Raw genomic sequence first — 14,571 nt, 5'->3', positions numbered from 1 at the left:
GCCCCCGCTTCGCTCTGCCTCCGGCAGCCGAATACTACGAATCCTCCGGATTCTCCGTTTCGCGCGTCCCCGCGCGAATTGCTGCCCTCCGGGCGGGAGTTATCCAAAGGCCCTCCGGGCTCTTTTCGATAACTGTTACGACTTCCAGTCGAAAAGAATTCCACCCTCCGGGAGGAATTCCCAATGAGCAGTATTCGAGGCGTATTTGACTGCTCGTCATTTTTCAAAATATCCCTATGAGCGGATGTGATTCCCTCCGGGAATCACCCAGGAAATTTCCAATTCCCTGAATCTCAAAACAGAATACACCGTTTCCGGGAGAGATAAGCGAACTCCCGGAAAGAACAAGAGGTGTTGGCCCTCCGGGCCAACACCACACCACACACTTCGCGGAGCGCCCTCCGGGCGCTGCTGTGGACCTGAGGCACCCTCACGGGTCCAGCATCCCCTGACCCTCAACGCCACCCCTGTCCCCGAGGCTCAAGCACACCCCCCGACCACACTGAGACATAGGTGGCAAGCTCTGCCTTGAGAAGATGATCGAACTCGGTGACGTAGCGGGGAGGCCGGCCCGGCAGCTGAAGGGCGACGTGCAGTTCATGGCGCACGGCGCGAGTGGTAGCACGGGTGTGGAAGGTGATGCGGCGGACGTCCTCGCTAGCTTCAAGCTCGCGCAGGCAGCCGGTGGCCGCGACCGTCTTGCCGAACGAGGCGCCGCCGTAAAGAGACATCATCGCGCGGGCATTGATGGTGCCGGTCAGGTCCTGTCTGGCGGCAAGCAGGGCACGGGTAGTGACCAGGCTCCGCACCCCGGCCGCTCACCGCCAAGTGCCCGAGCCCCGCACGGGCACCAACCGGGCCGAGGCTGCTATTCGGGCTGAGTTACCGCCAGGGCCCAGCGAACATCCTCCTGCGAGGCATCGACTCCCACCGCGAAGGACCCAGAGCTCACCACGCCTGCATCCAGAGTCACCGACCCCACACCCGCGGTGCCGACCGGGCAGTCCACGTCGAACTCGGCCACCTGCACCTGCTGCGACTCCATCGTCACCGCCACGCTGCCACCACCCTCACAAGCCACCGTGAGCACCGTCGGCAGCCCCTCCCAAGCCCCGCCGGACACAACCCCACCATCGCCCGTTCTCTCCTCCACCCACACCAAACCGTCAGGCCCAGGGTGAGGAAGAAGCCCCCCAGCAGCCACAGCCGGCGCCGCCCCGGCCCCAGCCACGGCAAAGACTGCCAGCATCCCCGCTAACACGAACTTCCGTGTACTCATCACTCAGTGCCCCTCCCAGTGATCTGTCATAGCACGGCCATTATGGCGGGCAAATCCCCAACACACCTGAGTACCCATACTCATGACCCCCAGCCAGAAAGACGGTCCACGCCAAAGCCCACCCGCAGACCAAGCAGCGGACGCAAGAGGCGGGGCAAGGGCTGGGACGCAGCCAGTTCCTGCTCTGTCAGCGGTAGACCGGAGCCGGGCCCGGAGGAAAGGGAGGAGTAACTGGAGGAGCAGGAGGCCCGAACAGGTCACCAGGAGGATCGTACGGCTGAGTCGAACTCCCGGTATTAGGCTCAGGGAAATCGCTGTTCTCTACAGCCCATATGACGCCCAAAGTGGCCGCCGCGACAGCCGCAATGGCAACCGCACAGAGAAGGATCCTCACCACTTCGCAACCTAGGCTGCGGCGCATCCAACTCCCCCACCCTTCGAACGGAGCCCCAGGGCTTGACGGGGTGACGGGTGTCGTCCCGGTTCGTGACAGCAAAAACCCCAAGAGCCCCGCACTGGTCGTACCTGACCATGGCTGGGACGCCTTCGTGAACTGGATCAAGCACTGACCCAGCCCAAAGGAGCCCCCGTCATGGGCGGGGGCTCCTTCATGTCCGGCGATATCAGCCCACTCCGCGTGAGGAAAACCGGCGGGGCGGCCACGCGATGGGCGTGACGATGCGCGCAGTCGGGCAGTGCCAGCCTGCCACCTGACTCTCCCAGGTGAATGTAGGGGCGTCATCGTGTTTCCCAGCTGGCCGTCACGAGGGGGAGGCCCTGCGCGAATTGGCCTCCTGGCTGCGCTGGAGCAGACAACTCGGCCAAATTGGCCCTGCCCTGGACGATGCCAGCTGAGACCAGCAGGGGGCATCGGCCCAAGTGCAGGCCTGAGGGCAAGTGGCGCCCGGAGTCATCGGGATTTTGGTGCCGCCTGCCACATACATGGTCAGGACCGGTTCTGCCCAGCCGCTGCTGGGTCAGAGACGCGGCCGTCTGTTATCCGTCTCCTCGCTACTCGGCATCCGTCAGTCCCGCCTCGACGGTTAGGGCGAGGAAGTGTTCGGCTTCCTCGTGCGTTAGACGCAGGCTGCGGACGTCTCGGCGCCTTGGTCCAGGGCAACTGACTGTGCAGTCGTAGTTGCCGCCGCCGGTTTCCTTCAGCCTCACGCACATGTGCATCGGCCAGTCGCACCCCTGCACGCCCCAGTTCAGGTGCAGATGCCGGTGCAGCGCGGCAAGCCTGTGGTGGGGCGGCAGATTGCGCTGGGTGTGGCAGTCGTTACAGCGCAGGAGGTGTTGCAGGCTTCGGGGCCGGGCTAGGAACTCTTTGCCTTGTCCTTCCATGGTGTTGCAGCTGCCACAGAGAGGGCCGCGGATCAGGCCGTGGGTGTGGCAGTGGTCCCAGTCGGTGGCAGGCCGGGCCGTCTCACATACCGCGCACAGGAAGTCCGCTGCCCTGGTGCCGCGTTCGCGTACCTGGAGGTAGGGGACACCCTGAAGCTCGTGTCCATAGGGCCTCAGGTGCGCGGCCGCACAAGCGGGACAGGTGACCTTCCACCCCGTGGCCGACGGGGTGCGCCAGCTGCTGTCCGGGCTGAGGGCACCACAGGCGTCGCACGACTGTTGCATGAGATGCAGCTGGCGTTCGGCCTCGTCTCGCTGGTCAAGGAGGTAGGCGAGGACGCGAGGAATCCTCCAGGTTCCATCCGCCCGCACCAGGGTGCGTACGGGCAGGGTGCAGGCGATGGTGTAGTTCTGGTAGCGCTGGAGCAGGCAGTCTGGGCTGGAGTGCAACGACTGCGAGGCGGCTGCATTCAGCTGGCTGCACCCGCAGCCGCTGCCCGCTCCCCTGCTGTCGATGACACGCTGGATCTCCTTGCGCCAGCTGGTGTGCACAAAGGCGGCTGGCTCTGACTCGCCCCGCTCATCGCGCCCTAGGTCGGCCAGGTCCTCGGGGTTCCAGGGCAGTTCCGCCATCCTGCGCCCCGCCTGTCGGACATCCGCATCGAGGAACTGCCACTGCCCCGCCCTCTTGTAGGTGCGCACCGACGTGTGCCCGAAGAACACAAAATCGTGCGGGGCGCGGTCTTTACGGCGAAAGCCCTCAGGATTCAGAGGAATTGGGCAAGTACGCGTTGCGTTGGCCAGATACCACACAGCTGACTTCTGATTCATCATCCGGCGAGCATTGCACCGGGCACTGACAGCTGGTGAACGAGGAACGAGGTTGCTGAGGGCTCGCGGGGATCCACACCACCGGCGTGTTCGCTGCGCCCCCGTCCCTTGCCTGCCAGGGGCGTCAACTAGCTGACGGTGTAGGTGCCGCCGGGGAAGTCCCAGCCGTCGGTGCCTTCGCCGATGTCGTCGCAGATGACGAAGTCGATGAAGTCGTCCTCGAACTCGGCGTCGCTCAGTTCCCCCTCGCTCCACTTGGATTCGATGGAGGTCCAGTGGCCGTTGCGGCCGTCGATGCGCAGCGGGGCGCTGCCGTTGGCGCCGCGGTTGCGTTCGTCGGCGCCGGTCTTGACGACGCCGCGGATCTCGAACTGGTGGTCCTTGAAGGCCTGCGGGATCGGGTCAGCGGGGATGGTCGCGGCTGCTTCGTAGGCCTGGGTGAGGATGTCGCGGTAGTGGCGGCGCACGTTGTACTCGTCGTCGGCCAGCCACTTGATGAGGGTGGCGTGCGTGATGTGGAGCCCGGCCTCCTCCAGGGCGGTGTAGCCGCGGTGGGTCTGGGTGAGGTGGACGAGCTGGGCGTGCCAGTTCTTGGCCTTGTAGGAGGCCAGGCGTCTTTGGGGGGTGAGGTGGTAGGTGGCGAGCAGGCTGTTGAGTGCTGCGCCCAGGGTGGGGCCCTGGCCTTGGGACATCAGCCGTCACTCCCCTGCTCGACCTCTGCCTTGACTTTGACCTCGCCGAAGCCGGTGCCGACCTTGTACTTGCCCGGTGCTGCGCCGTGAGGGGTCCAGAAGACGGCCTCGTCCACGTTGCGCAGGGCGATGAGGGTGTGGCCTTCCTGGACGGCGCCCCAGGCGACGACCCAGTGGCGTACGGAGGCTTCGGCGACCATGCTCAGGCGCCAGTCGGGGCGCCAGAACGGCGAGTTGACGCGTTCGCCCTTGGGCCACAACAGACGCAGGGCGACGGACAGACGCCGCTTGTACTCGTCGTACGGCTCCCCGCCCGCCTCAATCAGCTCACCGCGGGCCTGCTTCGCCTCCTGGTAAAAGGGCTTGAGGAGCGAGTTGTTGGCGCGGCCGGTGAACGAGTTGTGGATGCGCAGCGGCTCGGCGATGTGCTCTTGCCGGATCAGCTTTTCCAGAAGTTCCATGTGCGGGGTGGTCACCCAGATCCGGCCCTGGTCGTCGGGGCGGTCGGCCAGCCGTCCCAGCGGGTGCGCCATGGCGGGGTGGTCCCAGGCGGGGACGTCGATCTGGAAGATGCCTGCCTGATCCTTGGCGCGCTGCTCGAGCGGGCCGGTGTGCAGGAGTTTGTTCGGGGCCAGGGTGACGGCGGAGCAGGCCGAGGGATAGGAGCCGTTGCGGTCGATGGTGCACAACTGTCCGGGGCCGAACTCATCGGGCACGATCAGCTGGTGACGCTTGCCGCCGCGGCCGCGGACACTCTGCACATCGGGGTGCACCCAGCGCGGCTCGCCGTCCATGACCTCGTTGAACAACGACCACGGCTCGGTCTCGCGCTCGGTTTTGCGGACCACCGGGATCGGATGCATCTTCGACCGGTTGATGGCCTCCTTGAGCAGACGCAGCGCAGGGAAGGGCGCGTCTTCGGGTTCGTCGTCCTCGTCGCCGGGCTGCAGAGCCTGATCCTGCCCGGCCGGTGTCTCCTCCCCCGCGGGCGGCTGCTGGGCTTCGGCTGCCGGGGTGCTGCGCTCGGCTCCCCCTGTCGGGGCATCGTCGTTGGCGTCCTGGTCAATCTCTGCGCCGGTATCAGGGTCGGAGGTGACGGCTTGGGTGTGCTCGGCGCGATGGGCTGCGGCAAAGGCGTCCAAGGCGGCGCGCAGACGCCGGCCCTCCGGGGTGTCGGGGAGGATGAGACCGGCGGCCGAGGCCAGGGCGGCCGTGTAGGCCCGCAGGCCGGGCAGGTCCTGCGCCGCTCCCTTAAGTACCGCGTCGCGGTGATCGGACAGGAGTTGCAGGGCCTCGGAGGGCAGGCCTCTGACGGCGCCGGACGTAAAGGGCAGGGCAGCCTCGACCAGTTCGCGCTCGGTCTCGGTGTCGGGCTCGGTGACCGCACCGGCGGTAGCCGAGGCCGTGTCGTCGGCGGGCGATGCGGTGGATACCGATGGAGCCGGATGAGGCAGCGCGGGGGCGTCGGTGAAGCGGGCCCGGTCGAGCTCTGCCTGCAGGCGGAGCGTGGTCTGCCCGAAGTCCCGCTCGGCGACCGCGACGTCGGCGAGCCCGGAATCATCGGCGACGGCCAGGGTGAGCGTCACATCCGCGTCCAGGCCGCGCACCACCTCAGGGTCGTCGGTGTTGAGGACGGCCAGGACCGGCACCGACAGCTGCCGGGCCAGGTGGGTCAGCGTGCGCACCGCGGGCGGCACCTGGTCGCCGGAGAGCGGGATGTGCGGGTCATGGGTCTGGTGCAGGCGGTCCACGACGATCAGGGCGAGGTCGTCGACGTAGGGTGCGGTCTCGGTGATGGCCTGGGCGGTCAGCCCGGCGCCGTCGTCGAAGAGCACCGGAGCCTGCCCCACGCGGGCGCCGGCCGCCTCGGCGGCTTCGCGTTCGAGGGTGGTGAGTGTTGCGGCGCGCAGGTTGCGCAGGTCAACTCCGGCCTCGGCGGCGATGATCCAACGGGTGACGACTTCCTTGGTCAGGCCCGCGGCCGCGTACAGCACGTGGCGGCCTTGGACGAGGGCCGTGTGACGTGCCGCGGCCAGGGCCAGGAGGCTGCCGCCGGCTCCGGGGGGCGCGGCCACCAGAGTCAGGCGGCCGGGCTGGAGGCCGCCGGTGGCCGCGTCCAGGTCCCGCAGCCCGAAGGCCTGGCCCTGGGGGGCGGTGGGCGTGAGGACGTCGCCGACCATGTCGCCCAGGGCCGCCAGTCTGCGGGGCGCGGGGCGGGGAGGGCTCTGCTCGCTGTCCACCGTGTCTTCTCCCTTGGGGGATGCCGTGCGCGCGCCGGATGTGTCGGTGTCGCTCACCGGGCCGGTCCGTTCAGATGTAGGTGACGGGGTTGCGGGACAAGTGTGGGCTGGGGGTGGGCCGGCCGACCCGCGGGTCGCCGTTCAGGAGTTCCCCTTCGAGGGCGTAGCGGCCGTCGTGCTTGCTGATCCCGGTGATCTTCGCGACCGCGAGCACGGTTCCCTCGGTGTTGATGATCTGCGCCTCGTCCTGGGAGAGGGCCCGGTCGGCGTTGAACTTCCAGATGCCGCGGCCTGCTTCCCAGGCCTCGGCCTCGCTCATGCCAGGACGCCAGCCGAGGGTGGCCCGCCCCAGCGGGTCGCTCGCGTCCGCGGCGCGCTCGGCACCGATCTGGATCTGCAGCACCCGAGCCCCCCTCCGATTACTTCTCTACTTGTTGCAAAGTTACCACAGCGAGTCTAACTTAACAACAAGTTAGAAAGTAGGGGCTTGGTGTCGGCGCGGCCTCATAGCCCGCCCACCAGCCGAGAGATCCCTTCAGGGCCGGACCCACAGCGGGCAGCGTCACGCCGACTGAGCCGACCGCTGCACACCAGACACCCTGCTGGCCCGCAGGAGATGTCTCGCTCCGGGCCCACGTGCACGGCAAACGAGTGCACCCCGGCCCGACGACTGACTCATGGACATCACCTCGGCTTCCCTCGTCGCTCCGCTCGGCGTCATCGTGGGCGCGGTCATCACGGCTGCTGTCACCCGCTGGACGACGGTCCGCACTGTTCAGACTGCCCGGCACAACGCCCACGTTGACCGGCAGCTCGATGCGCTCTACGGGGTTCTCAGATGTAGCGGCGGACCTCGGCGCGCTCAGCTGGGGTGACGCACTGAACCTGGCCGAGAACGAGGTCGCGACGCGTAAGGCAGTGCAGCAGATTCAGATCGTCGCACCGTGCGAGGCGCAGCCCACGATTCACGACGTGTGGCAGGCAGCCCTCGACGTGATCGTCCACGGCCGTAGAGAGAAGCCCTGCTACCGGGCCGAGTTGAGACTGAGGTTCCGCTCAACCTTCGCGGTGTTGGGAACCGATGGTGTTCTGACCGGGGGCTGCGTGGTCGGTTCCTTGCCAGACGGGTTCGACGGAGAGGCCGCGATCAAGGCCTGCGAATCGGTCGCTGAGCTGCACCGCGCGCAGGATCAGGGCGGCATTCCTGACGTGAAAGGGGAGGCACCCGCTGACGCGGCCCGCGAAGCTCTGGAGGGTATCGACGGCCTCACTCCGTTCGAATGACTCTTCCTCCTCGATAGGCGAGCTCGGCACCGGGAGACAGAAATGCGCTATCAGTTCGAGTAAGCCCGGGGCCGGTTGGAGACTCTCTGCGGGGCATTGATCATTGCGCCGAACCGATGGCTGCACCCTGCGACGCCCCATCGGATCCGTGAGAAGAGGCAGGCCTCATCGTGCGACCCGAGGCAAGTCGTGCCGCACAGGTGGTGGTCTGCGACACGGTTGAGGCTCAGCTCCCGTCGGGCTCCAGAGCGCCGGCGACGTCAGCGGCCAGACCGTAGCCGGGGCTGTCGTCGAGGAGTTCTTTTCGCCGGTTGTAGCGCTGGGTGGTGCGGGAGTCCTTGTGATCCGCCCAGCGCTGGACTTTGTCGGGGCGCGCATCTGACTTGGCCAGGGCGTGGGTGATGGCGTCGCCCCTGGTGCCGTGCGGGCCGCGCAGGGGCAGACCGGCGCGCTTGGCCAGGGACTGCAGCAGCCGCCACACCGCCGGTTCGTCGAGCTGGCCGCCGCTGGCGGTGCAGAAGAGCCACCCCTCGGTGCGGCCGTCGAGGTATTCCTGCAAGGCGTCCCAGGCCACCGGCGGGATCGGCTTCTTCCTCCGGCCGCCGCCCTTCATCTTCTCCAGTTTCAGCACCCGGTGCCCCTTGTCGTACCCGAGGTCCTCGACCCGGGCGTTGAGCAGGGAGTCGATGCGCAGGCAGCAGGTGTACAGAAGGAGCAGCAATGCGTACGCGCGCTTGCGATACGCGGCGACGCGGTGGTGGTCCCGGGCGGTCACCAGGAATGTGGTCCACTCCTCCTCTGTGTAGCCGGGGGTGGGCGAGTAGTCCGGATCGAGCACCGGGCGTTGCACCGCGTCGAACGGGTTCTTCACCCCGTCGTCGCTGACCTTGTCCAGGTAGGCGAAGAAGGAGGAGGCCGACGACAGCGCGTTCGCGCGGGACGCCTCGCTGTACGGCTTGCCGGTGCGGGCCAGCTCGCCGCGCGCCCCGCCCTTGACCCGCACCCAGGTCGGCGTGTTCTCCAGGTACAGCCGGAAGGTGTCGGCGAGCGGGAACTTCACCGCCATCGGGTGCGCGCCGTGCTCGCGGGCGAACTCCTCGAAGATCTTGAAGCCGCGGGCGTAGGACTTCTGGGTGTTCACGCTGCGCTGGTGGGCGATCCAGGACGCGGCGAGGGTGGGCAGCACGTCGTCCGCGCCGTACAGGGCGACGAGGTGGTCGTACAGCTTGCGGGCGTGCTCGGGCCACTGCTCGCGCGGATCGCGGTGCAGCGTTCCCAAGGCGGCGCGCGGTGCGCGGACCGGCGTCGTGGTGGTCATCGGGCCGCGGCCCCGTCCCGCGTCGGCGACGCGGCACCCAGCTTCATGGTCACCTCGCCGAGCACGAACACACCGTTCTCCCGGCGCAGATAGCCCTGTTGAGTCAGGGTGCGCAGCAGGTGGTATGTGGTGGGGAGCGGGAGGCCCGCCTCACGGGCCAACTGTTTCGCGGGAGCCCCCTCTCCATGGGCGGCGGCGACCTCCAGCAGGCGCATTGCCCGCTGCACGGAGCTGAGAGGGCGCTCACCGCGTGTCTCGTCAGATGCCGGGGCCGGGGCCCGGTCTGACGGCTCGGAGACGGCGATGAGGGATTCATGCTCGGCTGCCGTCGCCGCTACGGCCTGGGTGGCCGGGACGGCGAGGAAGGCCGCTTCGTCGTGCGTGAGCGGCCTGAACTCGTGAGGAGTGCCGCAGGTGTGGCACAGGACGTGGTGCGCCTCGGCGAGGTCCTCCTGGAGCTGGTGCATCAGGTGCGTGACGTCTTCGTCGGCGCCCGGCTCGCCGTCGGCGAGCCGGGCGTCCAGCCGGACGGCCCGACGGGCGAGTTGCTGCAGGGCCGCCCGTGCTTGCTGGCGGTTGCTCGCCGCGGCCGAGACATCGCCGTCACCGGTTGGGTCTGCGGTGGCGCCGTAGTGGTGGACGAGGGTGTTGCGCAGGTGCCGGGCAATCTCGGCGGCGCGCTCGCGGTCTTCGATGGGGGTCAGGGAGACAAGCACGTCGGTGAGCTCCGTAGCGTGAACCGGGGTGCTCGTCGAGAAGCTGCCGGTCACCAGACGGTGGACGGCGGTGCGGGGCACACCCGAGGCTGCCTCCAGGCTGCGCACGCTGGGATTGCCCGCCCCGGCGTACAGCGCGGCCAGCAACACCTGGACCTGTTGCGTGTCCTTCGCCCGGTCGACGGCGTGCTGATCCCGCCGGCGGTCGAGGCGGGCTTCATTCGCATCCCGGTGCAGTTGCCGCCACGCACCGCGCTCGGTCTCCGGCACCTCGCAGGCGTCGAGCAGGGCTTCGAGCAGCTCGATGCTGGGAACCTGGTCCCCGCTGAGGGCACGGGAGAGGCTCGCCATGCCGTAAGAGGAACGGGCGCTCAGCTCCCGCAGAGTGAGCCCGCAGGCATGCCGCAACTCGCGTAGCGACTCCGCCAGTTCGCGCACCGGTGGCGGCGTATTCGCGTCCAGTGGCTTCTCCCGGCGCCCGGCCATCAGCGCCGACCTCCTCGGTTGTCCCATTCTTTCATTCTTCCGTATCCTCTGGGACATCCTGCGGTCCCGGGGGCAACGCGCCCCCACAGGAGTCTCCTCAAGGGGAAGCAAATGACCACCCTCCAGGCCCAGTTCCTCATCCTCCTCGTGCTCGTCGCAGCCGTCGCGGCCCTCGCCGGATCCCAACTGGCCCTGGCCGACGGCGTCAAGGTGCGCGCGGCGTGCGGGTGGGCGGGACTGGCGGCCGCGGCCGCCGCGTTCGACCTCGGCGCCCTGTACGAGGCGCTGGACCTCGGCCAGGGCGCGCCGGACGCCGCCCGGTCGGGGGCGGTCGCGCTCGGGACGCTGGGCGCCGCCGTGATCGCGGGCATCGCGTACGCCGTTGCCTCCGACCTGAAACGGGGCAGGCGGTGGTGCGTGACCTCCACCGCCTTCACCCTCGCCATGGCCGTGCTCGCGGTGGTGGCGAAGATCGTCAGCTGACCTGTCCCGTCCCCGCGCCGATGCCGGGTGGAGCTCCTGCTCCGCCCGGCATCTTTGTGTTCACCGGCGGCGGCTTCACGGTGGCTGGGCGCGATCGCCCCCGCCGCGTCGGCCTTGCCGCTTCCGCCGAGGAGCCGACCCTGCCCCGCGGTCCGCGCGGGTCCGTCCGTCGGCGAGATCGCGACGGCACCCGGCCCGGCCGGGCCGGGTGCCGCGAGGGCGGCCGGACGGGCCGGCGCCACTTCCCCGGCGGGCATGTCGGGTGATTCCCCCGATTGCAGGACGTTCTGATCCGGCGTCAGCATACGCACAGGATAACTGCGATTATCCTGTGCATTCTCGATCGTCACCGCGAGCCTCCCGGCACGGAAGACCGCCAACACCGTCCGTGGTGTACAACCCGCCCGCACGCTGTGTGAGATGGGCGCGCCCACAGGAGGTGGAAAGCAGGTCTACCGGCCGGTGCGCATCGACATGCTCAGCGGGCACCAGCCGAGGGCTCTTGTCGCTCAGCAGCAGCCGCGGGCGGCATGCCGCTGCGCGGACAGCCGCACCGACGGGCAGGGCTGTTGGCCCGGCACAACACAACGCCGCCGGCCCTGATCTCATGGCGTTCCTCGACGCGTACTTCGGCACGCACCGCCTTGTGCTCGCATCCCAGGAACTCTCCGCGCGTCAAAGCACCGGTTTTGACCACGGCCCACTCGCCGTCTAGCGCAGGCCGCCCCTGGCACAGCAGGAAGCGCCCCGCCTCGATCGTCTTGATGATGTCGCGCCAAGGCACCCCCACGTCCACCCGCGCGGGACGCTCCGCCCAAAGAGTCCCTCCTGCATCGCTGCCAGGGCGCTGTGGGCCGCGTCCTGCAGCGCCATCACCCCTGCAGCAGCCCGGCCAAGGGCCTCCTGGCCCCGCTCCAGAGGCTGGAGGCGTCCGCGCGGTACGCCCACCCCGCCCGGTTACCGACGGCCCCCGGCCAAGGCGGCACTCCCCCGGGCAGATCCGCAAGGCCACTCCGCACGATCCACAACAGCCCCAACGAGCCCCATACCCAAGCCAGTTCACCCCACCACCATCCACCACGACTGCCCTCACAGCAGCCACCCTCGCCACCCAGCCAAGGACACCCGAACGGGCCGCCCGGTCCCCTGCCGCAAGCACAGCGGTCCAGCACCCGGACCGCACCGCCCCCCGGCATCGAGCGGCCTCTCCACTACAGGGGCCGCCGTCGCCGTAATGCGGGCCGGGCCAGGCCAGCATGGTTCAGTCCCGCAACACCACCAGGCGAAAGGCCGCTCCCGGCGGATCCCGGGTCGCCCTCGAGGAGCTGAACGGCAGCCAGGGCCCGTGCGGCCGAGCATGGGCCGCGCCCGGGCCGGACCGGGGCGAGGGGCCGGCCAGGGCCGTAATCGTGTTGACCGCCCCCGGCAGGCGGTGCTGGAGTCGCGTACGTGGACAGCATCCCCGCCAACCGGCGGCTCTGGAACCAGATCAGCGGCGCCTACCAGCACAAGCACGACCCGCGAATCGGCGCCGCACCCCGGCTGTGGGGCATGTACTGCGTCCCCGACGCGCAGCTGCACGCCCTGGGCGAGGTCACCGGCAAGCGGGTCCTGGAACTCGGCTGCGGCGCCGGCCAGTGGTCCAGGGCGCTCGCCGCCCAGGGCGCCACCGTGGTCGGGCTCGACCTGTCCGAAGCCCAGCTCGCCGCAGCAGCAGCCGCGATGGGCACGGCCCGCTACCCGCTGGTGCAGGGCGCCGCCGAACAGCTCCCCTTCGCCGCCGGCAGCTTCGACCTGGTGTTCTGCGACTTCGGTGGGCTCAGCTGGGCGCCCCCGCACCTGGCCGTCCCGCAGGCCGCACGCGTGCTGGGCCCCGGCGGGCGCCTGGTGTTCAACGTCGCCAGCCCCTGGTTCGAAGCCTGCTACGACGAAGCCGCCGGCCGCGTGACCACCACGCTGCACAAGGACTACTTCGGCCTGCACACCATCGCCGAGGACGACGGCGCGACCAGCTACCAGCTCACCTACGGCGGCTGGGTCAGGATCCTGCGCGGCGCGGGTCTCGTCATCGACGACCTCATCGAGCCGCGGCCCCACCCCGCAACACCCAACGGCTACAACGAAACCGACCCGCCCGACTGGGCACACCACTGGCCGGCGGAACTGCTCTGGGTCACCCACAAACCGTAAGGCCCGCCGCGCCGGGACGTGACGGCCTCCCCTTCGCCGGACAGGGGCCAGGGCCACGGCCGTTGCGTTACCGGCGGGCGGGCGGAGGGGCGGGCCGGGGGCGGTTGACGCAAAGGGCCTGGGGGCCGGCGGGCGGGGGCTGGGGCCAGAGGCAGGGGGCGGCATGACCGCTGCGGTGCGCAGCGCGGCCCGCGGCCACGCGCTGCTCCCCCCCTGCTCTCCCCTGCTCTCCCCTGCTCTCCCCGCAGGCGCCCCGCCGCCGTCTCCGCCGCCGTACGCCCGCGGAGACGGCGGATCAGGGGCCCGGCCTGCGGGCCGCAGATCAGGTGCCCGGCTTGCGGCCGTAGACGAAGACGTCGTCGTTCTTGCGCAGCATGTTCCAGTACTGCACGGCGTCCTTCTTGGTCATGTTGACGCAGCCGTGGGAGCCCGGCGGGGACCACACGCTGACGCCGACCGAGTGGAACGCCTGGCCGCCGTCGAAGAACTGGCTGTAGGGCATCGGCACGTGGTAGATGCTCGACACGTGGTCGATGTTGCGCCAGTAGACCTTCTTCAGGCCCGTGCGGGTCTCATGTCCGTTGCGGCCGGTGCGCACCGCAACCGGGCCGTACTTGAGGGTCTTGCCGTCCTGGATCCAGCTGAGCTGGAGCGTCAGGTCGACGCAGGCGATGCGCCCCTTGTCGGTGGGGCACCTGCCCGCCTTGTTGGGGGTGTTGCCCACCGCCTTCTGCTTGTTCATGAGGTTCATGACGCCCCAGGTGACGCCGCCCGCATACCCGGCGTTCGGGGTGATCTTGTGTTTGGTCTGGAAGGCCTTGATGGCCTTGCAGTCGGCCGCCGACTGCCGGCCGTCCACCGGGCGGCCGAGGAACTTCTCGACCTGCTTCTGGTACGGGCCGCTCTGCGCCGAGCACGACGCGGCCTGCGCGCTGCCCGTGCCCAGCGCCACCGTGAGCGGGGCCACCAGCACGGTGATCCCCAGAGCCACGGCCCCTCGTCTGCGTATGTCCCCCACTGCTGCCCACTCCCCGTTCGTCCTGGTGCGTCATGGGTCCGCGGGTCGGATCCCACCTGCTAGACGGCGCGGGCCCGCCGTTCGTTGTAGGACGAATCGACACAGATGTGTAACAGAGGTCGACTTGCCGCCCGGTGCAGCAGAGGGCGGCGTGCCGCCAAGGCCGCCGCCCGGCCCTCCGGCCCCCGGTCTCAGCCGCAGGGACGACGCTCGCGCCGGCGGGCACCTAGCCGGCTTTCGTCCCGCTGCAGGTGCAGGTGCAGGTCTTGTAGGTGTAGGTGCGGAGGTCGGGGTGCGCCTCGCCGCCGAAGAACCCGGTGCCGCGGACGGACGGTGTCATCTTCCGCAAGCAGGTCCGGTCGCTTGCGGCGGCCGGGCTCAGCAGCGAACAGGCTCAGCGGCGAACCGGGCAGAGACGGGCGGGGATGTGCCCGCCTCTGCCGGATCCGGCGGGTACGGGGTGCGTGGCAGCGGCGGCGCGTCGTCCAGGGTCCGATGGCTTCCTGCGCGGGCCGCGCGGGACGACGGCCGGCACGGCCCGTCCGCGCCTCTGGATGACCATGCCCCTCCCCCACCGGCCACCCGGCCACCGGCCCACCCCGGCCCACCGGCCACCGGCAGAGCCGGGCGCACGGCGGTGCTGGTGGCGTAAACCCCTTTGGGCCAACGGGAGTTCACGCGGACGTCTCG

General features: G+C 69.3%; 12 protein-coding genes and 2 pseudogenes. 4 read left to right on the top strand and 10 right to left on the bottom strand.

The window, feature by feature from the left end; all coding sequences use genetic code 11:
* Positions 1-455: 455 nt before the first annotated feature.
* Both ACIGXX_RS04970 and ACIGXX_RS04965 read right to left on the bottom strand, forming a co-directional pair.
* Complete coding sequence (locus ACIGXX_RS04970) at positions 456-809, bottom strand: hypothetical protein (protein WP_399972770.1); 354 nt, start codon at positions 807-809, stop codon at positions 456-458.
* A 59-nt stretch (positions 810-868) separates the two neighbouring features.
* Entirely contained in the window at positions 869-1,057 is a 189-nt protein-coding gene (locus ACIGXX_RS04965) for a hypothetical protein (RefSeq protein WP_399972767.1), read from the bottom strand.
* 554 nt (positions 1,058-1,611) lie between these two features.
* Here ACIGXX_RS04965 and ACIGXX_RS04960 point away from each other — a divergent pair.
* A complete protein-coding gene (locus ACIGXX_RS04960) occupies positions 1,612-1,848 on the top strand; it encodes a DUF397 domain-containing protein (protein ID WP_399972764.1) in 237 nt (78 codons plus the stop codon).
* Between the two features lie 442 nt (positions 1,849-2,290).
* On the opposite strand, the gene ACIGXX_RS04955 is transcribed toward ACIGXX_RS04960, so the two are convergent.
* From ACIGXX_RS04955 to ACIGXX_RS04940, 4 genes are all read right to left on the bottom strand, one after another.
* Positions 2,291-3,457, bottom strand: a complete 1,167-nt coding sequence (locus tag ACIGXX_RS04955; RefSeq protein WP_399972761.1) for an endonuclease domain-containing protein — start codon at positions 3,455-3,457, stop codon at positions 2,291-2,293.
* A 125-nt stretch (positions 3,458-3,582) separates the two neighbouring features.
* On the bottom strand, positions 3,583-4,146 hold the full coding sequence (locus ACIGXX_RS04950; RefSeq protein WP_399972758.1) for a hypothetical protein: 564 nt from the start codon (positions 4,144-4,146) through the stop codon (positions 3,583-3,585).
* Entirely contained in the window at positions 4,146-6,443 is a 2,298-nt protein-coding gene (locus tag ACIGXX_RS04945) for a DnaB-like helicase C-terminal domain-containing protein (protein ID WP_399972755.1), read from the bottom strand. The genes ACIGXX_RS04950 and ACIGXX_RS04945 overlap by 1 nt, the downstream gene beginning before the upstream one ends.
* 13 nt (positions 6,444-6,456) lie before the next feature.
* Positions 6,457-6,789 carry a hypothetical protein gene (locus ACIGXX_RS04940; protein ID WP_399972752.1) on the bottom strand — a complete coding sequence of 111 codons (333 nt, stop codon included), beginning with the start codon at positions 6,787-6,789 and terminating at the stop codon, positions 6,457-6,459.
* 398 nt (positions 6,790-7,187) lie between these two features.
* Here ACIGXX_RS04940 and ACIGXX_RS04935 point away from each other — a divergent pair, with 398 nt between their 5' ends.
* Positions 7,188-7,670 (top strand): hypothetical protein, encoded by a 483-nt coding sequence (locus ACIGXX_RS04935; protein WP_399972750.1) that lies wholly within the window; start codon positions 7,188-7,190, stop codon positions 7,668-7,670.
* A 226-nt stretch (positions 7,671-7,896) separates the two neighbouring features.
* Here the strand turns inward: ACIGXX_RS04935 and ACIGXX_RS04930 are convergent, their stop codons facing one another.
* The 3 genes and pseudogenes from ACIGXX_RS04930 to ACIGXX_RS04920 form a co-directional block, all read right to left on the bottom strand.
* Positions 7,897-8,988 carry a tyrosine-type recombinase/integrase gene (locus ACIGXX_RS04930; RefSeq protein ID WP_399972747.1) on the bottom strand — a complete coding sequence of 364 codons (1,092 nt, stop codon included), beginning with the start codon at positions 8,986-8,988 and terminating at the stop codon, positions 7,897-7,899.
* 11 nt (positions 8,989-8,999) lie between these two features.
* Positions 9,000-9,215: pseudogene (locus ACIGXX_RS04925) on the bottom strand (helix-turn-helix domain-containing protein); the annotation flags it as partial.
* A 744-nt stretch (positions 9,216-9,959) separates the two neighbouring features.
* Positions 9,960-10,190 (bottom strand): annotated as a pseudogene (locus ACIGXX_RS04920) (helix-turn-helix domain-containing protein); the annotation flags it as partial.
* A gap of 111 nt (positions 10,191-10,301) precedes the next feature.
* On the opposite strand from ACIGXX_RS04920, the gene ACIGXX_RS04915 reads away from it, so the two are divergent.
* Both ACIGXX_RS04915 and ACIGXX_RS04910 read left to right on the top strand, forming a co-directional pair.
* Positions 10,302-10,673 (top strand): hypothetical protein, encoded by a 372-nt coding sequence (locus ACIGXX_RS04915; RefSeq protein ID WP_351174168.1) that lies wholly within the window; start codon positions 10,302-10,304, stop codon positions 10,671-10,673.
* A 1,449-nt stretch (positions 10,674-12,122) separates the two neighbouring features.
* Positions 12,123-12,863, top strand: coding sequence for a class I SAM-dependent methyltransferase (locus ACIGXX_RS04910; protein WP_399972744.1), 741 nt, complete (start codon positions 12,123-12,125; stop codon positions 12,861-12,863).
* Positions 12,864-13,185: 322 nt separating this feature from the next.
* Here the strand turns inward: ACIGXX_RS04910 and ACIGXX_RS04905 are convergent, their stop codons facing one another.
* Complete coding sequence (locus ACIGXX_RS04905) at positions 13,186-13,881, bottom strand: L,D-transpeptidase (RefSeq protein WP_351174177.1); 696 nt, start codon at positions 13,879-13,881, stop codon at positions 13,186-13,188.
* Positions 13,882-14,571: the final 690 nt, after the last annotated feature.

Source organism: Streptomyces sp. NPDC055243, from assembly GCF_044544025.1.
In the GTDB taxonomy this organism is placed as follows: Bacteria; Actinomycetota; Actinomycetes; order Streptomycetales; family Streptomycetaceae; genus Streptomyces.
The sequence above is the reverse complement of the archived record's forward strand: the minus strand, read 5'-3'. Positions and strand labels throughout refer to the sequence as shown.